Raw genomic sequence first — 22019 nt, 5'->3', positions numbered from 1 at the left:
GAATTAATTGCAACAGATATAGAGGCCCCTCATGCATCGCATCGTCTCCGCCACCGTCCATCCGGCACTGCGGCTCATTCTGCTGGCGCTTGCGCTGTGTCTGTCCGTCACCGCGAACGCGGAAGAACCCGACGTGCGAACCACCTGGCGTCTGCTCGATTATATCGCGGTCGACTACGCCTCCGCGGTTTCCGAGGGACGTGTTGCCGACGAATTCGAATATCGCGAAATGGTGGAGTTTTCCGATGTCGTGGCGCGGCAGATCGCTGCATTTCCGGACACTAAAGACAATCAAGCACTCATCCGCCGATCGGACCAGCTGCGAGCTCTGATCGCCAACAAGGAACCCGCCGAGCGAGTTGGGCGCTTCGCGCGCGCGCTGGCAGCCTCGTTGCTGACTGCCTACCCGGTTCCGCTCGCCCCTTCGCAGGCGCCCGACCTTGTCCGCGCCCGCACTCTCTTCGCGCAGAACTGCGCCTCGTGTCACGGCGCCGCCGGAAGTGCGCCACCAGCCGCAATGCAGGCGCTCGATCCCCCGCCGATAGACTTTACCGATATCGACCGGGCACGGCAGCGCAGTGCGTTCGGGCTTTACCAGGTCATCACGCAAGGGCTTGAAGGAACGTCCATGGCCAGCTTCGCATCGCTGTCCGACGAGGATCGCTGGGCGCTTGCATTCTATGCCGGCAGCATTGCTTTAGAAGATATGGCCAAAGGCGAGCGTATCTGGCGTGAAGATGATGGCATACGCCAGCTTGTCCCCGATCTCGAGACGCTCGCCGCGCTCACACCGGAAAGTCTGGCCGAGGAGATCGGCGAGGACCGTGCGCTCGCCGTCATGGCCTATCTTCGCGCCAATCCCGATGCGGTGGGACAGGCAAATGACGCAGGTTCGCTCGCCTTCGTTCGCGATACGCTCGATCGCAGCCTGTCAGCCTATCAGGCAGGCAACCGAGAGGAAGCGCGGCAGCTCGCCCTGTCTGCCTATCTCGACGGTTTCGAACCCCTGGAGGCCCTCCTGGCAACGCGCGATGGCGGTTTGATGCGCGAGGTAGAACAGGCGCTCGGGCAATTTCGGGCCGGAATAGAGTCCGGTGCGGACCCATCCGAACTACAGCAACTGAGGGCTCGCATCGATACTCTGCTGGCCAGAGCCGAGGGAGCGTTGGCTCCTGAGGCGGCCAGCGAAATCTCGACCTTTCTCGGGGCGTTCACCATCCTGCTGCGCGAGGGGATCGAAGCACTTCTGGTTGTGATCGCCATGATCGCCTTTGTGAAAAAGTCGCGGCGCTTCGAGGTATTGCCCTATGTCCATGGCGGGTGGATCGCTGCTCTTCTAGCAGGTGTCGCCACCTGGGTCGTAGCAACCTACTTCGTCAGCATCAGCGGTGCGAGCCGCGAGATGACCGAAGGGATCGGCGCGCTGCTTGCGGCTGTCATTCTCGTATCGGTCGGGATCTGGATGCATGGCAAATCCCAGGCCGAGGAATGGCGGCGCTATATCCAGGAAAAAATGGGCAAGGCGCTCTCGCGCGGATCGGCATGGTTTCTCTTCAGTCTTGCATTCGTGGTCGTTTACCGGGAAGCGTTCGAAACTATTCTGTTCTACGCTGCCCTGTGGAACCCGCAGAGCAGTGGCATCATACTGGCAGGTGCCTTGTCCGCAGTCGCGCTGCTGGCGCTCATTGCATGGGCCATGCTGCGCTACAGCCGCAAACTGCCGATCACCCAGTTCTTCCGCTACAGTGCTATCCTGATTGCGATACTTGCGGTCATTCTCGCGGGCAAGGGCGTGGGCGCTTTCCAGGAGGCCGGAGTTCTTACCGCCACTTTCATTGCCGGCTTGCCGCGCCTCGCCGAACTCGGCTTCTTCCCGACTGTCGAGACAATAGTCGCGCAGTTGCTCACGCTGCTGGCTCTGATTGCCGGATTTCACAGTGGTCGTCATTCGCCCAAGTCGGCGCCAGCGCGATGAAAGCCCAGGTCCACGGCCCTGATACCAAAGGTCTCACACTCTCCGCTCCCTCGCGCAATTGATATGGCAGGATAGATAGTTCACCACTCTTATGTCTGCAGCTTTTGTGCTGGTAGATCATCAGTAGCGTGACGACTGGCCCCGACTGAGTTGTCGCTGTCGGCATTGGGGAACCGATTTCGAAAACACGATCAGTCAATTGGCGCACATCAGAGTCGCAAGAACAAGGCGGGATGCGACTTTCTTGCACTTACTGGGCAGTCAGACTATCGCGGGCCAGTGACCTTTATTCGTGCCCTGACTCTGATCTGCTTCGGCTTTGGACTGTTTTTGCAGGTAGCTGCACAGGCGGCTGTTCCGCAGAGTGAACTGGCCAGGTCGGCTGATTGCGCTGAAATGGCGCAAAACATGGCAGAGCAAGCAATGCCCGAGCACACGATGTCCGAGCAAATGATGGCCGAGACGGACACTACCGATCAGCACGGGCCTTGCCGCGAGATGACACTCGATTGTCTTGTTGCCATGAATTGTCTCCCGCCGCTGGCGCTCACCGCCGCGGGACTTGCGCAAACAGAACCGCTTTTTGTTGCGCCTCAGTACCTTTCCGCGAGTGCCAGCAGGCTCGAGAGCCAGCCGCTACCGCCGGAATCGCCACCTCCACAACCCCAGCTCACCATCTAGCATTTCCCGGGCGGTGCATCGCGCCGCTTGCGAGCTTGACGGATAAACAGGCCCAGCGCCCGGTTGATCGACCGCGTGCGCCGTGGCCCTTCCCGGTCAGCTCGCTTTGAAAGAGTGAGAATTATGGATTGGCGAATTGGCTGGGTGCCGTTTTCGGCCCTGCTCGCCGCGCAGGCTGCACAAGCGCAGTCTGTCGGATACGAGGAAATACTGGCGGCAGCACGAGGCGAACAGCCCGTTCTGGAGGCTGGCGCGCTGCGTGTGCAATCACGGCGCGAAGCAGCAGAAGCGGCGGACGAGCTTCCCGATCCGCGTGTGCGTGCAGGGATCATGAACCTACCTGTGACCGGACCCGCCGCGTTCGACCCAGACCGGCAACTTCCAACGCAAGTCGCCATCGGTCTCGAACAGGAGATACCCAACCGCGCCCGTCGGCGGGCAAGGTTCGGCGTCGCCAGTTCCGAAGTGCGCCTCGCCGAGGCACGCCTTGGTATGGCCGAGCGTGATCTTCTCGCCGATGCTGGAACGGCCTGGGTCCGGCTCCATTATGCGCAAGCGCGGCTTGATCTTGCCCAGGCTGCGCTGGATGAACTCAGGACATTCGTTCCGGTGGCCAACAGTGCAGTTGCTTCGGGGTCGGCCCGCCCGGCGGAGAGTCTGGCCATCCGGCGCGAGCTGCTCGGAATTGAAGACGCGATTACCGCTATCGAGGCTGAGCGCGAGACGGCGCAAGCGCAGATTTCCCGATATGTACCGCTCGCAGATCCGGTTGCTCTGGGTGCCGCGCCATCGGCTGTCCTCGATCAGGAGCGGCTGCGGTTCGAGCTCGAGAGCAATCCCGAAATCCTGCTGGCCGATGCCGAACGAGGCCGGGCCGAAGCCGGTGTCGCGCTCGCACGCGCCGAGAAACGACCCGATTTCGGCGTGAGCGTCACTTATGGTCGCCGCAACCCCGATTTCGGCGATGCGGTGTCGGTCATGGGGTCGATTACACTGCCGATCTTTACTGACCGGCGGCAGAATCCGCGTATTGCCGCAGCCGAATCCGAAGCCGCCGCCGCATCGGCCGAGCGCGAGGATCGCAGGCGCGCGTTGGTTGCCGGTTTCGAAGCCAATATGGCCACCTGGCGCAGCACAGTGCGGCAACGGGAACGCGCGCGTGACGAGCTTCTCCCGCTGGCGCGCGACCGCGCGGACCTCGAAACAGCCAGCTTCGCGGCCGGGCGTGCCGATCTCGTCGATGTCATTGCGGCGAAATCCGCGCTCGCGCTGCTCGAACTGGAGATACTCGAGCGCGAAAAGGCAGCTGTCGAGGCGGCGGTGAGGCTGAGACTGACTTACGGGGAGAGCAGGCCATGAATTCCGCGCTCGAACGATTCACGCCGCGCCAGCGCATGTATGCGGCTGGACTTGGCATCGCCCTTGTCAGCCTGGCGGCGGGCTACGGTCTGTCCATACTTGGCGGCGAGAGCGGCGACGGTGATGCAGCGGCGGATACCGGCTGCGAGGACGTGCTTTACTGGTACGATCCGATGGTCCCTGACCAGCGCTTCGACGAACCGGGCAAATCTCCTTTCATGGACATGCAGCTGGTCCCCAAATGCGCGGGCGGAGGCGCGCAGGGCGCCGAGGGCGTAAGCATCGATTCGACGCTCGTCCAGAATTTCGGGATCCGGACTGCTGAAGCGGAATATGGCGTGCTGGAGCCCGAAATCAGCGTCACCGGCACGCTCGTATATAACGGCAGCGAGATGGCGATCGTTCAGCCGCGCGCCGGCGGCTATGTTCAGCGGACCTACGGCCATGCACCGCAGGACCTGATTGCCAGAGGCGCTCCGATCGTCGACATTCTGGTGCCCGAATGGGGCGGCGCACAAAACGAGTATCTTGCTGTTGCCGCAACCGGCGACGAAGCGTTGACCCGGGCCGCTCGCGAGCGCCTGCGGCTGCTTGGCATGCCGGACTCGATGATCGCCTCGGTCGCCCGAAGCGGACGGCCGCAAACGATCATCACCGTCACTGCACCGCAATCGGGCGCGATCACGTCGCTCGGGGTAAGGCCGGGCATGACCGTGGCGGCGGGCCAATCGCTGGCCGAGATCAGCGGGTACAGTCCGATCTGGCTCGAGGCGGCGGTACCCGAGGCACTGGCGAGTAGCGCGCGTGTCGGAGAGCCGGTAAGCGCAACCCTTACCGCTTTTCCCGGCGAACGGTTTGCCGGACGCATCATCGCCATTTTGCCGAGCGCGCAGGACGCGAGCCGCACGATCACCGTGCGGGCAGCGATGCCCAATCCGGGCCTTCGGCTCAAGCCGGGCATGTTTGCCCAGGTCATGCTCGCCCCTGAACGGCGCGAAGCGCTGCTGGTCCCTTCGGAAGCTGTCATTCGCACCGGCGAGCGGAACCTGGTGATGATCGCGCAGGAAGGCGGCGGCTATCGGCCCGCCGAAATCCGTATCGGCCGCGAAGCGAACGGACGGACCGAAGTCCTTGCCGGCCTGGCTGCAGGAGAGAGAGTGGTCACCTCGGGCCAGTTCCTGCTCGATTCCGAAGCCAGCCTTGCCGGCATCGACGTGCGTCCCGTCGATCAGGCTCCATCCGGTGCGAGCGAAGACCGAGGATCGGATGATGCAGATGAGCCGCAGACTTATCGCGCGACCGGGACGATCGAGCGCATAAACGCCAACAGCGTGACCTTGCGCCACGGTCCGGTGCCTGCGCTCGAATGGCCGGCGATGACCATGCTCTTTGCCAGCGAAGGACCGGAACAGCTGCGCGGTTTCGCACGCGGCGACCGGGTCTCCTTCACATTTGTGCAAGCCACTTCCGGGCCGCGCATCGTCTCGATCCGGAAAACCGGGCAATGATCGCGCGCATTATCGATAGCTCGATCGCCAATCGCTTTTTCGTGGTGCTGGCAGCGATCGGGTTGGCGCTGGCCGGTTTCTGGGCGGTACGGACAACGCCCGTCGATGCCCTGCCGGACCTTTCCGATGTACAGGTGGTGATCCGCTCGAACTATCCAGGTCAGGCGCCCCGTATCGTCGAGGACCAGGTGACCTATCCGATGGCGACCACCATGCTGTCGGTCCCCGGCGCCAAGACCGTGCGCGGCTATTCCTTTTTCGGCGACAGCTACGTCTATGTCATCTTCGAGGACGGGACCGACCTCTACTGGGCGCGCTCTCGCGTTCTGGAATATCTCAACCAGGTCCAGAACCGCTTGCCCGAAGGTGTGCAGAGCACGCTCGGCCCTGATGCTACCGGGGTGGGCTGGATCTACGAATATGCGCTGGTCGACCGCAGCGGCGGACACGACCTGGCCGGGCTCAGGAGCCTGCAGGACTGGTTCCTGCGCTACGAGCTGAAAACCATTCCCGGCATTGCCGAAGTCGCCAGCGTGGGCGGCATGGTCAAGCAGTACCAGATCGTGCTCGACCCCTATCGCATGGCTTCGCTGGGCGTGACGCACGCGCAAGTGGTCCGCGCGGTGCAGGCAGGCAATCAGGAAACCGGGGGCTCTATCGTCGAAATGGGCGAGGCCGAATATATGGTCCGTGCCTCGGGCTATCTCGGCACGCTGGCGGATTTTCGCAGCATACCCTTGCGCGCCGAAGCGGGCGGCACTCCGGTAACGCTGGACGATGTGGCCAATATCCAGATCGGCCCGGAGCTGCGGCGCGGCATTGCGGAACTCAACGGCGAAGGCGAGGTTGCCGGCGGTATCGTCATTCTGCGCCAGGGCGCCGATGCGCGCAGCGCAATTGCGGCGGTCGAAGCGAAGCTCGAACAATTGCAGGCAAGCCTGCCCGAAGGGGTCGAGATCGTCACCACCTACGACCGTTCGCAATTGATCGATGCTTCGGTCGAAAACCTGACCTCCAAGCTCATCGAGGAATTCATTGTCGTTGCCCTGGTGTGCCTGCTGTTCCTGTGGCACGCGCGCTCGGCACTCGTCGCGGTCGTCACCCTTCCGCTCGGCGTGCTCGCGGCCTTCATCGTGATGCGCTTTCAGGGCGTAAACGCGAACATCATGTCTCTTGGCGGGATCGCCATCGCGGTCGGCGCGATGGTCGATGCTGCGGTGGTGATGATCGAGAACGCCCACAAGCATCTGGAGCGCTGGGCCGAGGAGAACCCTGACACGGTTCTGTCCGTCCAGGAGCGCTGGCGGATCGTCGCGGATGCCTCGAAGGAAGTCGGCCCGGCGCTGTTTTTCAGCCTGCTGATCATCACCTTGTCGTTTCTGCCGGTGTTCACCTTGCAGGCGCAGGAGGGACGGCTGTTCGCACCGCTGGCCTTTACCAAGACCTATGCCATGGCGGCTGCTGCGATCCTGTCGATCACTCTGGTTCCGGTGCTGATGGGATGGCTGGTGCGCGGAAAGATTCCGCCCGAAGACCGTAATCCGGTCAATCGCGCGCTGACTCGTGCCTATCGACCCGGTCTCGACTGGGTAATGCGCCGCCCGAAGACCGCGCTGGTCATCGCCGGGCTGGTTTTCCTGACCACGCTCGTTCCCTTCTCGCGGCTTGGCGGCGAATTCCTGCCGCCGCTCGACGAAGGCGACCTGCTCTACATGCCCAGCGCCCTGCCTGGATTGTCTCCCGGAGAGGCGTCAGCGCTGCTACAGCGCACCGACCGGCTGATCATGACTGTACCGGAAGTCGAAACCGTGTTCGGCAAGGCCGGGCGCGCCGATACCGCCACCGATCCGGCCCCTCTCACAATGTTCGAGACGACCATCCGCTTCAAACCACGCGATGAGTGGCGCGAGGGCATGACACCGGACATGCTGGTCGAGGAACTGGACCGCGCCGTGCAGGTGCCTGGCCTTGCCAATGTCTGGGTGCCGCCGATCCGCAACCGGATCGACATGCTTGCAACCGGGATCAAGAGCCCGATCGGGGTCAAGGTTTCGGGCGAGGATCTCGGCGAGCTGGAACGCGTCGCGCTTCAGATTGAACAGGCGGCAAAGAACATTCCCGGCGTCAGCTCTGCGCTGGCTGAAAGGCTGTCGGGAGGCCGCTATGTCGATGTCGATATCGACCGGTTGGAAGCGGCCCGCTACGGTCTCAACATCGCCGACGTGCAGCAGATCGTCTCCGGCGCAATTGGCGGTGCCAATGTCGCTCGTACAGTTGAAGGCCTCGCAAGATACCCGATCAATGTTCGCTATCCGCGCGAGATCCGCGACAGTGTCGACGAGCTGCGCAATCTGCCGGTGCTGACCCCGTCTGGTCAGCAGATCACGCTTGGTACCGTTGCGCAGGTGCGTGTGACCAGCGGCCCGCCCATGCTCAAGAGCGAACAGGGCCGTCCCACAAGCTATGTCTATATCGATGTGCGCGGGCGTGATCTGACTTCTGTGGTTGGCGATCTGCAGGAGGTTATCGCGGCCGAGGTCGATCTGCCTCCGGGCGTCAGCCTGTCCTATGCCGGGCAGTTTGAATATCTCACGCGGGCCTACGAACGCTTGCAGATCGTCGTTCCGGCTACGCTCGCGATCATATTCCTGCTGCTTTACCTGATCTTCCGCCGGTTCGACGAGGCGCTGCTCATCATGGGCACCTTGCCGTTCGCGCTGACGGGCGGCTTCTGGCTGCTTTACCTGATGGGATACAACCAGTCGGTCGCGACCGCCGTCGGCTTCATCGCGCTGGCCGGGGTGTCAGCCGAATTTGGCGTCATCATGCTGATCTATCTGAAAGCTGCGCTGGAGCGGCGCGGTAAGGACTCGGATGCGGAGGAAGTCTCAGCCGCCATCCGTGAAGGGGCATTGCTGCGCGTCCGGCCCAAGGCAATGACCGTCGCGGTCATCCTCGCCGGCCTGTTTCCGATCCTGATCGGCACTGGGGCTGGCTCCGAAGTGATGAGCCGCATCGCCGCGCCGATGATCGGCGGGATGATCACCGCGCCGCTGCTGTCCATGTTCGTGCTTCCCGCAGCCTATCTGTTGCTGCGGCGTCCCCAGCCGGAACGGCCAACCCAACCCTAAGGAGAAGAAGAATGCGTCACACAACCCTCATAACCCTATTGGCCGCGCCGCTGGCGCTGGCAGCCTGCGATTCTAGCCAGGACACTGCCGAGATGGAGGACATGCCGATGGCTGACGATGCAATGATGATGGACGGCCAGGATATGCCGATGGGGGATACGGGCAACGCAATGCAGTCCGCGAGTGCGCAAGGCACCATCACCGCCATCGATGCCGAAGCGGGCACGATAACCGTCGACCACGGTCCGGTCCCAGCGATCGAATGGCCGGCGATGACGATGGCGTTCGAAGCCGATGAGCAATTGCGCAGCGAAGTAAGCGTCGGTGAGGGAATTGCCTTTGAATTTCGTACTGGTTCTGAAGGCAGTGTGATCACGTCGATCACGAAGGAGTAAATCGGTTGGGTGGTGCCAGGCAAATCTGGTGCCGCCCATCGCGAAACAGGAGGAGCATGATCCGGATACCGCGCATCACCCAGGCATTCCCCGTGGACCGCCGCACACTGATCAAAAGCGCTGGTTTTGCTGCTGCAGGCTTTGCCGCGTTCCCGCTTGCGGGATGCAAAGCGCAAGACGCATCGATGCTGGACAGCACTGACGGGTCCAATCCGCTCGCTATACCGCCCTTGCAGCGTGGCGAGATTGAGCACGGCGCACGGGTTTTCCGCCTGTCTTTGACACCAGGCCAGAAGGAATTCGTCCCCGGTGTTGCTTCGCCCACCATCGGCATCGACGCACCCTATCTGGGACCGACGCTTGAAATGCGCCGGGGCGAGCGGGTGCAGTTCCATATCGACAACAATCTGGCCGAAGGCGCTACGGTCCATTGGCATGGTTTCGAACTTCCTGCCGCAGCCGACGGCGGGCCGCATCAGTTGATCCGTCCCGGCGAACGCTGGAGCCCCTCTTTCGAAGTTCGCCAGCGGGCCTCGCTCTACTGGTGTCATTCGCATTTGGAGCGCGAAGCCGGGCCGCAGGTCTATGCTGGGCTCGCCGCGCCGATCTATGTTCGCGATGACGAGGAAGAGCGCCTCGACTTGCCGAGCGACTATGGCGTCGACGATATTCCGCTGATCGTTCAGGATCGCGTTATCGATGGATCCGGCCGGTTGGTGTACCCGCTGAGCATGCATACGCGGATGATGGGCGTGCGCGGGAACCGGATATTCGTCAACGGCACTGAAAACGCTGTGTTCGACGCACAGGCAGGCCAATTGCGGCTGCGCATCCTCAACGGATCGAACGCTCGCTTCTACGATTTCTCGCTCGAAGGTGATCGTTCGATGCAACTGATCGCGAGCGATGGCGGCTTGCTCGATCGTCCGCACACCGTCCGCTCGGTCAGGCTCGCCCCGGGGGAGCGCGCGCAGGTAATTATCGATCTCTCGGAAGGACGCCCGCTTCGCCTTCTTGCCAGCAGTCCCGAAAGTGCCATGGGCATGATGGGCGGACGGGGACGCGGAATGATGGGCGGAGGCATGATGGGTCGCGGCAATAGCGGCGATGCTTCCGGAGACGTGTTTCAAATCCTCGATATCAGGCCGGCAAGGTCGGCACAGCCAGTCAGGGTGCCGGCACAGCTGGCATCGCTTGCTCCACCTGACCCGTCGTCAGCCGTCCGAACCCGGCGTTTCGTTCTCGACATGGGCATGATGGGCGGCGGAATGTCCATTAACGGTGCTGCGATGGACATGAATGTGATCAACGAACGTGTGCCGGTCGGCCAATGGGAAATCTGGGAGATCGCCAACGCTTCGATGATGGCCCACCCGTTTCATATCCATAACGTCCAGTTTCGTGTGATCGACCGCGATGGCCGAGCGCCCCCACCACTGGAAACCGGTTTGAAGGATACCGTTATCGTCAATCCGCGCGAGCAGGTGTGCCTTCTCTTGCGTTTTGAAGAACACACCGATCCGGACCTGCCCTACATGTATCACTGCCACATTCTCGAACATGAGGATGCGGGCATGATGGGGCAGTTCGTAGTCGTGAAGAGCTAGGAAGGACAGGCGATGAGCAAGGACCAGAGCGTGATCGAGGGTACCGCGATCGACCCGGTATGCGGCATGAGCGTCGCGATCGAAGGAGCCGAGCATAGCGCGACGCATGATGGCGCGAAACACTATTTCTGTTCGCCGCGCTGTCACGACAAGTTCGTCACCGATCCCGAGCTCTATCTTTCGGGTGCGCATCTCGACGCGGTCGAGGATGTGCCAGAAGGCACGATCTACACCTGCCCGATGCACCCTGAAATTCGCCAGCCCGGGCCGGGTTCATGCCCGATTTGCGGCATGGCGCTCGAACCGGAAACCGTTTCGCTGGGCGATGGCCCCGACCCCGAGCTGGTCGATATGCGGCGCAGGTTCTGGTGGAGCGCACTGCTTACGCTGCCTCTGTTCGTCTACGCGATGAGCGACATGGCACCGGGGCTCAGTTTCGACCGGCTGATCGAACCTGCCTGGGCGCAATGGGCGCAGTTCGCCCTTGTCACACCAGTGGTTCTATGGGGCGCCTGGCCGTTCTTCGTTCGGGCCATACAGTCGCTCAAAACGCGCAATCTCAACATGTTCACGCTGATTGGGTTTGGTGTTGCCATCGCCTATCTGTTCAGCGTGGTGGCGACGGTCGCGCCCGATCTGTTCCCTGCAGCGTTCCGCGACCATTCGGGACGGGTCGGAGTCTATTTCGAGGCGGCAGCGGTCATCACGACGCTCGTTCTGCTGGGACAGGTCCTCGAGCTCAAGGCAAGAGGCTCGACCTCGAGCGCCTTGCGGGCATTGCTCGAATTGGCACCGCCCAGCGCGGTCAAGATCTTCGGCTCCGGCGACGAGCGCGAGGTGCCGCTCGACCAGCTGGCCACAGGCGATCGTCTGCGCGTTCGACCGGGCGACAAAGTTCCCGTCGATGGCGAAATCGAGGAGGGATCGAGCGCTATCGATGAATCCATGATCAGCGGCGAACCGCTGCCGGTCGCCAAACAGGCTGGCGACACAGTCATTGGCGGCACAGTCAACCAGACTGGTGGGTTCGTCATGCGCGCAACCGGCGTGGGCAAGGACACGATGCTGTCCAAGATCGTCCAGATGGTGGCCGAGGCGCAGCGCAGCCGCGCACCGATCCAGCGACTGGCGGATCAGGTGGCTGGCTGGTTTGTGCCTGCGGTGGTTGTGATCGCCATCGCCACCTTCGTGGTTTGGGCCATCTGGGGACCCGCCCCTGCGCTTGCCTATGCGCTGGTCAATGCCATTGCAGTCCTGATCATTGCATGCCCCTGCGCGCTTGGTCTCGCTACGCCGATGTCGATCATGACGGGCACAGGCAAGGGTGCCCAGCACGGCATCCTGATCCGCAATGCTGAGGCGCTGGAGACACTCGAGAAGATCGATACGCTAGTGGTCGACAAGACCGGCACGTTGACGATGGGCAAGCCCGATCTGGTGGCGGTGACGCCGGCAGAAGGCATCGAGGAAAGCGACTTCCTGGCTGCGGTGGCAGGCGTGGAGATGGGCAGCGAACATCCGCTGGCCCACGCAATCGTCGAAGGTGCACGGACGCGCGGCGTCACCCCCGCCGATGCTACGGACCTCGCTTCGACGACCGGGGAAGGTGTTGAAGCCAACGTCCGGGACCGCCGTGTTGCGATCGGCAATGAGAAGATGATGCGGCGCGTTGGGATCGATGACAAGGCATGGCTCGGCTCGGCCGAAAATGGCCGCAAGCAGGGTCAGACGGTGATGTTCGTGGCGTTCGATGGCCGTCCGGCAGGGCTCATTGCGGTGGCCGATCCGATCAAGCCTACCAGTGCAGCGGCCATTGCGGCGCTGCACAAGCGCGGAATCCGGGTCGTTATGCTGACTGGCGACAGCCGCGGCACTGCCGCAGCGGTCGCGCGCGAAATGGGAATCGACGAAGTGCACGCCAATGTCTCGCCCGAAGACAAGCACCGCAAGATCGAAGAGCTGAAAGCGCAAGGTCGCCGCGTCGGCATGGCCGGGGACGGGATCAACGATGCGCCTGCACTGGCCGCCGCCGATGTCGGCATTGCCATGGGCACCGGCACCGATGTTGCAATCGAAAGCGCCGGTGTGACGCTGGTTCGCGGGGACCTGACGGGAGTGGTGCAGGCCATCGTGCTATCGCGCGGAACGATGCGCAACATCCGGCAGAACCTGTTTTTCGCCTTCGCTTACAATACGCTTGGCATTCCGGTCGCGGCAGGCGTGCTGTATCCTTTCTTCGGAGTGCTGCTCAGCCCGATGATCGCGGCGGCGGCCATGAGCCTCTCTTCGGTATCGGTGATAGGGAATGCACTGCGGCTGCGGGGTCTGCGCCTTGCAGTCTGAGAGGCCAAACATCAGCCATGCGCGTTCTTCCATGCCCCCATGGAGCCGAGATAGATGTCGAGGCGCTTGAAGCCCTGGCTCGCCAGCCAGCCTGCGGCAACGCTCGCCCGCATGCCGCTCGCGCACATCAGCGTGTAGTGGCGGTCGCGGTCGAGATCATCCCACCGCGTGTTGAGCTCACCGACATAGATATGTTCTGACCCGTCGATGCTTGCTACTTGCCGTTCGTCCGCGTCGCGCACGTCGAGCAAGGTCCACTCGCCGCTGTCCTGATCGAGCCTGCGCGCGACTTCCTCGGTGCCAATCATGGGAATGCTGCGCATCGCTTTGCCCTGTGCGGCGGCTGGAACCACGCCGACATAACCGCCGACAACATTATCGAGACCGATGCGCACCAGATGGGCCATGGCCTGGGCTAGCTGGCCTTCCTCGGAAGCAATGAGGGCGATCCTGTCGCCTTCACCGAGGAACCATCCGGCAAAGGCCGGTATCATTCCAACCGGAAGGCACATGGCACCCGGCAGATGGTAAGCAGCGTAGGCGAGCGGCTCGCGCACATCGACCAGGTGATCAGCGCCGCTCTCGCTAAGGTCTTCCAGCCCCAGACGCCTTGGCCGCATAATCCGCGGCGCGGCATCGGCCCCTTCGAGGTTAAGCCGCTCCATCAGCCGGAAATAGGGCGGCTGGTAGTGGTGCTCTGCTACCTTCGCCTCGATGAACTCATCGCGGTCGGAGATGCGCAGGCGCGGGTTGTTGCGCCGCTCGTGGCCGATTGTCGAGAATTCCCGGTCCGCCATTCCCGACCCGCAGACCGAGCCCGCACCATGCGCCGGGTAGATAATCGCCTGATCGCCGAGGCCGCAAAGTTTCTGCAGGGAATCGAACAAAAGGCCCGCGACTTCTTCCTTGCGCTCGGGATAGAAATCGGTGCGCCCGACATCGCCGACGAACAGCGCATCGCCGGTAAAGACGCCGACCGGTCCCTCGCAATATTCGCTGTCATGAATGACGAAAGCGAGATGATCGTCAGTGTGTCCAGGTGTTTCAAGCACTTCGATCTTCAATTGACCCAGCTCGAAACAATCGCCTTCGCGCGTAGTGTTGGCGAAGACCACGTTTCCCGCCGGATTGGGACCGTGGTGAACCGTCGCACCAGTCAAGTCCGCAAGGATCGGCGAGCCGCTGATCAGATCCTCATTGCGATGGGTTTCGAAGATGTGCGTTATCTCCAGTCCTTCGGCCCGGGCCTTTTCGACATAGATCTCGCAGTCCCGGCGCGGATCGATGACCGCTGCCTGTCCGCCCGAGCCGATGATGTAGGAAAGGTGCGAGAGGCCAGGGGTTTTGATTTTCTCCAGAAACATACGATTTCCTTGTCTGTTGCTCACAACTTGTAACGTTCGGGCCCGTCACAAATCGCAAAATGATACGGCGCTCAATCGATCCCGAGTTCGGCCTTGATGGTGGCAGGGCTCTCGAAATGTTCGGCTTCGGGCCTGCCGATGGCAGGCTTTGCGTTGATCCAGGTATCTTCGCACACGAATTCAAGCAGGCTCGCCGCGAGATCAGCATGACGGCAGCGGAAACAGCCTTCCGCCAGCCGCTCGTCCGTAATCACGGCCTCGCCAGTGTAAGGCTCATCCAGCAGCCAACCCGGCCGTGCGGTCGTCCATTTGATACCTTGGGCGTCGCTGAGCATCGCTTCCATGGCGCGCATCTGCTCGAGTATATTGAACAATGCTGGCTTAGCGGTGAGTTCAAACCACGCCGGAACGCTCGACTGATGTTCGACGAAGGCGGCGGAGATCACGGCAATGCGGTCGATCTTCGCTTGTGCCATCGCCCCGAGCAGGTTGCGCGTGCCATCGGTATAGAGCGGCGGTGGATCGATCGCATTGCCCGGACCAAAAGCGACACCGAGGGTCGAGATGACCGCGCGGCAGCCATCGAGATCGCCCGCGAAATCGTCCGACAGCACATCGCATTCGATATATTCGAAGTCGCCCACTCGCTCGTCTGGCCCAGGCACGGTGTGTTCGAAGGCGCGGATCGGTATGTCCCGGGCAAGGGCACGCCTCAATAGCTCGGTGCCGGTCTTCCCGCCTGCGCCGAAGACAGCGATGGGCCTCGTATCAGTCATCTGCTTGTTCCTGTTAAGACTGGTATGGGCGACGAAGGGCGGCGGCGCGGGCGCACGGGGTAGCCGACGGCCCGCCCATGCGCCCTGCCAGTATCAGGCTCCGTCAGCCGGACAGGTGGTATAACCCCAGAAGCCGAATTCATCCTTGGCTCTTGGTGCTGCCACGATCATCTCCTGCATTTGCAGGCCCGCATCGCCTTCATCATCCAGCATACGGGTTCTGATCCGAAGCTCGCCATTCGCATAGCTGCCGGGGCCATCGGCGGTCACGGGGATCAATTTGCCATTGATCTTGATCGCTCCGCCCCCGTCGCCGTCATAAACAAACGACGGAAAGGCCACTTCGGTCAGGCGGAACTGGCAGGCCTGTCCTGCGCCCAGAGCAGCAAGGTCCGCCTCATTCATTGTCTCGGGAAGCATGAGGCCCGGGCTGACATTTGCCAGTGCACTGGCCGCGTCCTCGATCGGCGCGGCAGTGGCAGGTGGGTCGAGCTGGGCTTCGCGGTCGTTGCCCGGAGCGGTGTTCGAATTGCAGGCGGCAAGCGGCAGCGCGATGAGCGCTGTGAAAGCTATCTTGTTCATGGCTGCATCTCCTCGGGCAGGCGTTCTTCGGTCCGAGGACCGTTCTGCTCGATATCGTCTATGAGATATTTCATCTCGGCGATTTCGCGGCGCTGCGCGACGATGATAGCCTGCGCGAGTTCGCGCACGCGAGGATCTTTCAGGCTCGCGCGTTCGCTGGTCATGATCGCGATTGAGTGGTGCGGGATCATCGCTGCCATATATTCGGTATCGTCGACGGTGGTCTGGCTGCGCACCAGCCATAGTGCGAGCGCGAACACAAAGGCGCCGACACCCAGAATGATGAAGTTCTTGGTCCGGTCCTTGTACATGCCCCACATGAAGAGCAGCATGACGACCATCATCATCGCACCCATGACGAACATCATCCAGAAGCGCGTTTCGCTCCAGAAGACATCGTCAATGGTGAAGGTGTTGGCATACATCAGGAAGAACATGATCACGGTCGAAGTCGACACCATGGCCATGAACCGCCAGTAGTTGCCGCCCCCTCCCTTGTCCGAGTGGGTTGTCTTTTCGGTCATGCTTCTTCTCCTTTGTGCATCATGGTCCAGAATAGCTGCGCCGAGCAGCTGATGAGGGCGAAGCCGGTGAGGGCCTCGACGCCGGCGAGAACCCTCAGGTGCTCGGTCGGATAAATGTCGCCCAGTCCGAGTGTGGTCACGTTGATGAGCGAGAAATAGAAGTAGTCCATCCAGTCCATGGAAGGTGTTTTGTCGAACCCTCCCAGACCCCATTGCGCGCCCAGCCAGAAACCTGCGGCAAAAAGGATCGCGACCAGGAAATGCGACGCGAGCACGAGCAGCGACACGGCAAGCTTTGCCAGCGTATCGCGGCGGCGATCGAAAAGCCGGTGGCCGACACCCAGAATGGCAAGGTGGGAAGCGACGGCTGCAAGGAACAGGAAGACGGCGAGAAGGAGCGCGGTGATCATGCGAGAAGCTTCGCGCCCATCCACAGGCCCATTCCGATCATGAACAGATTTTCGGTCAGCGAGACAAAGCCGAGCGGCACATTGCTGCTGCCGCCCACGCAGGCGCATTTGAGTTCGCGCTTGTCGATGTAGACAGCCTTGAAGACGCTGACAGCGCCGACGGTGCCGATGAACAATGCCAGCGGGGCAGAAAGCCAGGTCAGCGCGCCCGCGGTCATGAGAATGCCGGCAGCGGCTTCGCCGAACGGATAGACGAAGCCATAGGGCACCCAGCGCCGTGCGAGGAGATCGTAGTTGAGGAACATCGTCGAGAAACTGCGCACGTCCTGAAGCTTCTGGACAGCGAGCAGGGTCATCGAGAGGCTGACGAACCATTCGGCGGCCCGGACAGTGAAGAGGTTATCAAAAAAGGCCCAGCTCAGTCCGAGCGCGAGCAGCAGCGCGATCGCGAAAATCGCAATGACCGGCTGATAGCTGGTTTCGCCTTCCTCGGGCTGCGAGCGGCTTTTGCCGAAGAACTCGCGGACATCGTCATAGCCGCCAATGCGCTTGCCTTCGATAAAAGTCTGCGGGGTGGTGTCGACGCCGTGCTTGTCCTTGAATGCGTCGGTTTCCTGCCTGCTGGTCAGGTGATGATCCTCGATCTCGAAGCCTTGCCGCTTGAGAAGATCGACCGTCTTGATGCCATAGGGACAGACATGGTCCTCCATAACCATCCGGTAAACCGCCGCTGTTCGGGTCGTCATGAATCGCTCCATCTGTTTTGTGTGACGTTTCGCTTCGTCAACTCCGGTTTTCGGGAGACGGTTTCGAAAAAGCCCGGCGTAAAAGCGGCAAAGCTGGTTGAAGAAGGTGCCATCAACTCTTCTCTCCTGACCGATCATGTTGGTGAGAAGCGGGCGCTTCGGAATTGCGCGAGAGGTAGATCCATTCTCCCACAAACACCGCGACGATGCCGATCGCCGCATAGGAGACAACGGCAGGATCGCTGCGCAATTTGGCCGCGGTAAAGGCTGCGAGGACCACGCCATCTGCCGCAAGTGCTGTGAGAAGTATTGTTGCGCGCGCGCCGACTTCCTTGCGCAGGTGACGCAGGACGCCCCAGTGCACCAGCATATCCATGACGAGGTAGAAGAAGGCGCCCAGCGAGGCGATCCGCGACAGATCGAACAGGACGGCAAGCGTCCCGGCAATGACCACCGTATAGACCAGCATGTGGCTGCGTATCCCGCCGCTCATGCCGAAATGGCTGTGCGGGATCATTTTCATGTCGGTCAGCATCGCAAGCATGCGCGACACAGCAAATACGCTCGCGATCACGCCCGACGTCGTGGCGGCGATCGCGATCGCCACGGTGAAATAGAAGCCCAGCTCACCCAGCGCCGGACGCGCTGCGGCCGCGAGCGAATAATCGCGCGCCTCGACGATCTCGGATATGCTCAGGCTCGAACCCACCGCCACTGCCACGAGCAGGTAGATCACGATGCAGACCGCGATCGAGATCATGATGGTCCGGCCGACATTCTTGTGCGGGTCGACGATTTCGCCGCCGCTATTGGTTATTGTGGTGAAGCCCTTGAAGGCGAGGATCGAGAAAGCAACCGAGGCGAGCAGGGCTTCTGCATTGGTCAGCGAGACGGGCTGCGAAAACGCGCGTGATGAAAAACCGCTGGCCCAGATCGCCGCGACTGCGAACAGCGCGATGCCGCCGATCTTGATGGCGGACATGATGAGCGAGAAGCTGCTTACCGACTTGTTGCCCGCTGCATTGACGAGATAGGCGAAGATGATGAGGGCAAGCGCTGCGAGAGAAACGAGCCACCCGCTGCTTTCGAGGCCGAACGGGCGCAGCGCGTAAGTCGCAAAGGTGCGGGCCACGAGACTTTCATTGATGACCATCGAGAGCGCCATCAGGAGCGATGCCGACGCGGCAATGACGCCGGGACCATATGCTTTCTGCAAGATCATCGCGACGCCGCCCGAAGACGGCCATTTGTTCGACATCTTGATATAGCTGTAGGCCGCCAGCGAGGTTACCAGCGCGCCAGCGATGAAGGATAAGGGGAAGAGCGGACCGGCAAGCTCGGCGATCTGCCCGGTCAGCGCGAATATGCCGGCACCGATCATGACGCCGGTTCCCATCGCCACGCCGCCCAGCAGGGTTATCGAGCCAGCTGCCTCGCTTTGATTCTCGTGCTCATTGTCTTGCAAGACTTTCCCCTGTCGATGGTCTCCCGTTAAAGAAAGATCATGCCGAACAGTACGTTCAGCCGGGGCTCATCCCTCAAAAATATTTCAGGACAAATCCGGAGAGTTGCGTTTTGCTCGGGGCGCTCGAGCAAATTGCAGCCCAAAGCGGACTGCTTGCGCAGCTGGAAATGCTCCGCGAGTATCAAGGCACGCGTCCATCGCCGCCGATTTGCTACGTCCTGAACCGGTTTCGGAAAAATCGCAGCAGTGGCACCCCAATGATCGCGATGTACCAGCCGTACAGAAAGCTGCCGAGAGCGCCTGCCAGAAAGCCTGAGAGGGTTAGCCATTCGAAACCGGGAAGCAGCGGCGCCCATGCTTCGTGCATATGCGCCCGTTCGGGCGCGAGCAGGCCGAAACCGATGCAGATCAGGTAGCTGAAAAGCAGGAAGAGACTGAGTGTCCAGCCCCATATCAGTATTGAGGCTTTAACCGAATAGTCTGACATGATGGTCCTCCTTTAGAGTTGGCACGAAACTGGCTCGTCCATAGTCACGGGTAGGATGCGAACACGCTCCGCCCGCCTGGACCGAAGGCGATGACATCATAAGGCTGCACCTGGTCCCCGACTTCCATTCCGGGCGAGCCAAGCGGCATTCCGGGCACGGCCAGACCGGCAAAGCCCTCAGGTCGTTCGCGCAATAGCTTCGCGACCGCACCGGCGGGTACGTGGCCTTCGATGATATAGCCATCGACTTCCATCGTGTGACACGACCACAGATCCTGCGGCACACCCCTGGCTGTCTTGAGCGCAGCCATGTCGTCGGTGTCGACCGAGGCGACCTCTGCTTCGAGCCCATGTTCGACGTGACCGGCCCAGTTGAGACAGCAGCCGCATCCTGCGTCGCGGTACATGGTGTAGGTCGCGGCCTGGGCCGCATTCGAGCAGGCTGCAAGGGCGAGGAGGAGCGAGGCCGCCAGCGAACGGCGCAGCGGTCTCGAGTCTTTCATGAGGTTCATTGAGCATTGCCTTTCTTGATGCCGCGCCAGAGAGAAATGGTTCCGGTCGCGGTATGGATACGATCGAGCAATTCGGCGTCCGCGAAAATCTCGGCGAGCAATTTCTCGACGGCTACGTCGGCGCTTGGCTGGGTGTCCTTCACGCCGTCGAGAAGCTGAACGCTCGAACGGAACAGCGCGCGCATGAGTGGAGCATCCTGCCCCATATAGTCAGCAATCAGCGCCATGCCCCCGGGGGCGAGCAGGTTCTCGATCTGCTCGAGGATCGCGCGTTTTTGCGCCAAAGGCACCTGGTGAAGGACGAGGGTGCTGACGATCTTATCTGGTTGCCAGCCGCCGGAAAGCTCGAGACTGTCGAGAAAGCCGTTGTGCCACCGGACCATATCGACTCCGGCCCCGAATTTGCGCTGCGCGATAACCAGCGCTGCGGGGTCTGGCTCAACGCCGATGAAGCCGGCTTCGGGACAGCTGGCCATCAGCGCCCTGAGCAAGGTCCCGGTGCCGCACCCGACATCGATGACCTTGTCGCCCGGCACCAATACGGCCTCTTCGACGATCGCGCGGCGCCACCGGCTCTCGCGCGTAAAGACTGCGATCGCGCGGTCATAGAACGGCGTGAGCCAGCTTTTGCCCAGCGGCGGAGTGAACTCGCGTTCTTTTGGCGGAACTGCCGCGCTTTTCATGCCATGGCTCCCATTCGACGCTGGTACATACCGCTGTTGCTACACTTATCTCCTCTTACGCGTCGCCAACCCGCAGCCCTCAAAAAAGAAACTTGAGGGTTTGCGCGAAGTGTCGCGTATAGAAACCGTGCAACCGACAGGAGCAAGGGATGCGTGATAATCAGACACTCGATGCGATGCTCGGCAACATGGCCTCGCAGGAGGCTGGCGACGTGCCGCCCGACTTCATGAACGGCGTCTGGCAGCGCGCGGGACAGCTTGGCGAAATTGCCGATCAGCGGCGCAGAATGGCCTTGTTCGCCGGTCTGTTTGTCGTCGGCCTGGCGGCAGGCGCAGGGACCAGCGGATGGCCGTCCGAATATGGCGCTCCTACAGAAATTGTTGGCGAGAGCCTCGTTGGCGGAGAATCCCTGTCACCTGCTGCATTGCTTCATGTGGGGTCATAGGCGTTGAAGAAGTTTCACCTTGTCCTCGCGGTCCTGCTGGCGGCGCTCGCCGGATGCCTCGGAGCGCTTGCAGCCGATCGCTGGTCCAACAACGATGCCGAGGGTAGCCTGCACCAGTTCGTGCACGATGAACTCTCGCTCTCGGCTGACCAGGAGGAGCGTCTCGACGCGCTCGAAGCGCGTTTCGCGGTAGAACAGGCAAGGCTCGAAGCCTCTGCGCGCGCAGCCAACGCCCAGCTCGCCCAGGCGATGGAAACCGAGCACGAATACGGGCCCGAAGTCAGTGCCGCGATCGACGAGGTGCATGCGCGCATGGGCGATTTGCAAAAAGCGACCGTGCGCCACGTCTTCGACATGCGCGAAATTCTCGATCCCGATCAGCAGCTTCAGTTCGACCGGAAAGTGTCCGCGGCCCTCACGCGCGATCCGCGTGACTGATCAGCCTTGGCAGCGGTGGATGACACTTCGAACGAAGCGCTGATCGGGCGGGCGATAGCCGGTGACAAGCGGGCGTTTACAGCTCTCGTCGAGAGCGAGATCGCCCGGTTGATCGCGCTTGCCACGCGTATGCTGGGTTCACCATCGCAGGCCGAAGATGTCGTCCAGGACGGTCTCGCTTCGGTCTGGCTGACACGGCATCGCGTCGACCCGAGCAAGCCCATCGGTCCCTATTTGACGACAATCGTTCTCAACAGGTGCCGCGACAGGCTCCGCCGGAGGAAAGTTGCGGGCTTCCTTGGCTTGCCGAGCGGGCGGGAAGCCGACGCCGTTGCCGACGATGCCCCCAATCCCGAAAATGTTGCCGGAGCCCGCGAACAGCTGCGGCTGGTCGAGGCCGAAATCGGGCGCTTGCCGGTGCGGCTGCAAGAGGCGCTCGTGCTGGTCACTGTCGAAGGGTACAGCCAGGCCGAGGCTGCCGAGCTGCTCGGCACCACGGAGAAGGCCGTCGAGACGCGCATCTACCGCGCGCGCAACCGGCTGAAGGAGCGATTCGAAAACTTTGAGGGGTAGCGCAGGTGGCCGCG

Annotated in this window: 21 protein-coding genes; 11 read left to right on the top strand and 10 right to left on the bottom strand. The window is 61.8% G+C overall.

Translation table 11 applies throughout. The features are described from left to right. The first annotated feature begins 31 nt into the window (after positions 1-31). The 8 genes from JD971_RS05885 to JD971_RS05850 all read left to right on the top strand — a co-directional run bounded on the left by JD971_RS05885 (position 32) and on the right by JD971_RS05850 (position 12999). Positions 32-1975, top strand: coding sequence for an FTR1 family protein (locus JD971_RS05885; protein WP_202086652.1), 1944 nt, complete (start codon positions 32-34; stop codon positions 1973-1975). 279 nt (positions 1976-2254) lie between these two features. Next, positions 2255-2656, top strand: a complete 402-nt coding sequence (locus tag JD971_RS05880) for a hypothetical protein (protein WP_236672298.1) — start codon at positions 2255-2257, stop codon at positions 2654-2656. Between the two features lie 63 nt (positions 2657-2719). After that, the gene (locus tag JD971_RS05875) at positions 2720-4015 is read left to right on the top strand and encodes a TolC family protein (RefSeq protein WP_236672297.1); all 1296 of its coding nucleotides are present in this window, start codon (positions 2720-2722) and stop codon (positions 4013-4015) included. Then, entirely contained in the window at positions 4012-5523 is a 1512-nt protein-coding gene (locus tag JD971_RS05870) for an efflux RND transporter periplasmic adaptor subunit (RefSeq protein WP_202086651.1), read from the top strand. Before JD971_RS05875 ends, JD971_RS05870 begins: the two co-directional genes overlap by 4 nt. Beyond that, positions 5520-8654, top strand: coding sequence for an efflux RND transporter permease subunit (locus JD971_RS05865; RefSeq protein ID WP_202086650.1), 3135 nt, complete (start codon positions 5520-5522; stop codon positions 8652-8654). The genes JD971_RS05870 and JD971_RS05865 overlap by 4 nt, the downstream gene beginning before the upstream one ends. An 11-nt stretch (positions 8655-8665) precedes the next feature. Further along, a complete protein-coding gene (locus JD971_RS05860; RefSeq protein WP_236672296.1) occupies positions 8666-9049 on the top strand; it encodes a copper-binding protein in 384 nt (127 codons plus the stop codon). Between the two features lie 56 nt (positions 9050-9105). Further along, entirely contained in the window at positions 9106-10656 is a 1551-nt protein-coding gene (locus tag JD971_RS05855; protein WP_202086649.1) for a multicopper oxidase family protein, read from the top strand. 12 nt (positions 10657-10668) lie between these two features. Beyond that, positions 10669-12999, top strand: a complete 2331-nt coding sequence (locus JD971_RS05850; protein WP_202086648.1) for a heavy metal translocating P-type ATPase — start codon at positions 10669-10671, stop codon at positions 12997-12999. An 11-nt stretch (positions 13000-13010) separates the two neighbouring features. On the opposite strand, the gene JD971_RS05845 is transcribed toward JD971_RS05850, so the two are convergent. From JD971_RS05845 to JD971_RS05800, 10 genes are all read right to left on the bottom strand, one after another. Further along, positions 13011-14363: a rhodanese-like domain-containing protein gene (locus JD971_RS05845; protein WP_202086647.1), complete on the bottom strand. Its 1353-nt coding sequence runs from the start codon at positions 14361-14363 to the stop codon at positions 13011-13013. A 71-nt stretch (positions 14364-14434) separates the two neighbouring features. After that, positions 14435-15139, bottom strand: coding sequence for an NAD(P)-dependent oxidoreductase (locus JD971_RS05840; RefSeq protein WP_202086646.1), 705 nt, complete (start codon positions 15137-15139; stop codon positions 14435-14437). Positions 15140-15232: 93 nt separating this feature from the next. Then, positions 15233-15721: a DUF6692 family protein gene (locus JD971_RS05835; protein ID WP_202086645.1), complete on the bottom strand. Its 489-nt coding sequence runs from the start codon at positions 15719-15721 to the stop codon at positions 15233-15235. Continuing rightward, on the bottom strand, positions 15718-16245 hold the full coding sequence (locus tag JD971_RS05830) for a DUF305 domain-containing protein (RefSeq protein ID WP_202086644.1): 528 nt from the start codon (positions 16243-16245) through the stop codon (positions 15718-15720). The genes JD971_RS05835 and JD971_RS05830 overlap by 4 nt, the downstream gene beginning before the upstream one ends. Continuing rightward, positions 16242-16655 (bottom strand): potassium channel family protein, encoded by a 414-nt coding sequence (locus JD971_RS05825; RefSeq protein WP_202086641.1) that lies wholly within the window; start codon positions 16653-16655, stop codon positions 16242-16244. Before JD971_RS05825 ends, JD971_RS05830 begins: the two co-directional genes overlap by 4 nt. Continuing rightward, a complete protein-coding gene (locus JD971_RS05820; RefSeq protein WP_202087390.1) occupies positions 16652-17401 on the bottom strand; it encodes a glutaredoxin in 750 nt (249 codons plus the stop codon). Before JD971_RS05820 ends, JD971_RS05825 begins: the two co-directional genes overlap by 4 nt. 112 nt (positions 17402-17513) lie before the next feature. After that, the gene (locus tag JD971_RS05815; RefSeq protein WP_236672378.1) at positions 17514-18797 is read right to left on the bottom strand and encodes an APC family permease; all 1284 of its coding nucleotides are present in this window, start codon (positions 18795-18797) and stop codon (positions 17514-17516) included. A gap of 280 nt (positions 18798-19077) precedes the next feature. Continuing rightward, complete coding sequence (locus JD971_RS05810; RefSeq protein ID WP_202086637.1) at positions 19078-19353, bottom strand: hypothetical protein; 276 nt, start codon at positions 19351-19353, stop codon at positions 19078-19080. Positions 19354-19397: 44 nt separating this feature from the next. Beyond that, a complete protein-coding gene (locus JD971_RS05805; RefSeq protein WP_202086635.1) occupies positions 19398-19865 on the bottom strand; it encodes a DUF411 domain-containing protein in 468 nt (155 codons plus the stop codon). After that, on the bottom strand, positions 19862-20548 hold the full coding sequence (locus JD971_RS05800; protein ID WP_202086633.1) for a class I SAM-dependent methyltransferase: 687 nt from the start codon (positions 20546-20548) through the stop codon (positions 19862-19864). Before JD971_RS05800 ends, JD971_RS05805 begins: the two co-directional genes overlap by 4 nt. Before the next feature lie 149 nt (positions 20549-20697). Between JD971_RS05800 and JD971_RS05795 the strand changes: the two genes are divergently transcribed. Genes JD971_RS05795 through JD971_RS05785 form a run of 3 tightly spaced genes read left to right on the top strand, consistent with a single transcriptional unit; the run spans position 20698 to position 22005 of the window. After that, on the top strand, positions 20698-20994 hold the full coding sequence (locus JD971_RS05795) for a hypothetical protein (protein ID WP_202086632.1): 297 nt from the start codon (positions 20698-20700) through the stop codon (positions 20992-20994). Positions 20995-20997: 3 nt separating this feature from the next. Further along, complete coding sequence (locus tag JD971_RS05790; protein ID WP_202086631.1) at positions 20998-21432, top strand: periplasmic heavy metal sensor; 435 nt, start codon at positions 20998-21000, stop codon at positions 21430-21432. Between the two features lie 15 nt (positions 21433-21447). Beyond that, complete coding sequence (locus JD971_RS05785) at positions 21448-22005, top strand: RNA polymerase sigma factor (RefSeq protein WP_371809719.1); 558 nt, start codon at positions 21448-21450, stop codon at positions 22003-22005. Positions 22006-22019 lie beyond the last annotated feature (14 nt).

The organism is Croceicoccus sp. YJ47 (assembly GCF_016745095.1).
Classification (GTDB): domain Bacteria; phylum Pseudomonadota; class Alphaproteobacteria; order Sphingomonadales; family Sphingomonadaceae; genus Croceicoccus.
This window is presented reverse-complemented; position numbering and strand designations above follow the sequence as displayed.

Bases quoted from the DNA above. Each gene is read 5' to 3' on its own strand.
- JD971_RS05885 (WP_202086652.1), top strand. From the start codon at position 32: ATGCATCGCATCGTCTCCGCCACCGTCCATCCGGCACTGCGGCTCATT.
- JD971_RS05870 (WP_202086651.1), top strand. From the start codon at position 4,012: ATGAATTCCGCGCTCGAACGATTCACGCCGCGCCAGCGCATGTATGCG.
- JD971_RS05865 (WP_202086650.1), top strand. From the start codon at position 5,520: ATGATCGCGCGCATTATCGATAGCTCGATCGCCAATCGCTTTTTCGTG.
- JD971_RS05860 (WP_236672296.1), top strand. From the start codon at position 8,666: ATGCGTCACACAACCCTCATAACCCTATTGGCCGCGCCGCTGGCGCTG.
- JD971_RS05855 (WP_202086649.1), top strand. From the start codon at position 9,106: ATGATCCGGATACCGCGCATCACCCAGGCATTCCCCGTGGACCGCCGC.
- JD971_RS05850 (WP_202086648.1), top strand. From the start codon at position 10,669: ATGAGCAAGGACCAGAGCGTGATCGAGGGTACCGCGATCGACCCGGTA.
- JD971_RS05845 (WP_202086647.1), bottom strand. From the start codon at position 14,363: ATGTTTCTGGAGAAAATCAAAACCCCTGGCCTCTCGCACCTTTCCTAC.
- JD971_RS05840 (WP_202086646.1), bottom strand. From the start codon at position 15,139: ATGACTGATACGAGGCCCATCGCTGTCTTCGGCGCAGGCGGGAAGACC.
- JD971_RS05835 (WP_202086645.1), bottom strand. From the start codon at position 15,721: ATGAACAAGATAGCTTTCACAGCGCTCATCGCGCTGCCGCTTGCCGCC.
- JD971_RS05830 (WP_202086644.1), bottom strand. From the start codon at position 16,245: ATGACCGAAAAGACAACCCACTCGGACAAGGGAGGGGGCGGCAACTAC.
- JD971_RS05825 (WP_202086641.1), bottom strand. From the start codon at position 16,655: ATGATCACCGCGCTCCTTCTCGCCGTCTTCCTGTTCCTTGCAGCCGTC.
- JD971_RS05820 (WP_202087390.1), bottom strand. From the start codon at position 17,401: ATGACGACCCGAACAGCGGCGGTTTACCGGATGGTTATGGAGGACCAT.
- JD971_RS05815 (WP_236672378.1), bottom strand. From the start codon at position 18,797: ATGGGAACCGGCGTCATGATCGGTGCCGGCATATTCGCGCTGACCGGG.
- JD971_RS05810 (WP_202086637.1), bottom strand. From the start codon at position 19,353: ATGTCAGACTATTCGGTTAAAGCCTCAATACTGATATGGGGCTGGACA.
- JD971_RS05805 (WP_202086635.1), bottom strand. From the start codon at position 19,865: ATGAACCTCATGAAAGACTCGAGACCGCTGCGCCGTTCGCTGGCGGCC.
- JD971_RS05800 (WP_202086633.1), bottom strand. From the start codon at position 20,548: ATGAAAAGCGCGGCAGTTCCGCCAAAAGAACGCGAGTTCACTCCGCCG.
- JD971_RS05795 (WP_202086632.1), top strand. From the start codon at position 20,698: ATGCGTGATAATCAGACACTCGATGCGATGCTCGGCAACATGGCCTCG.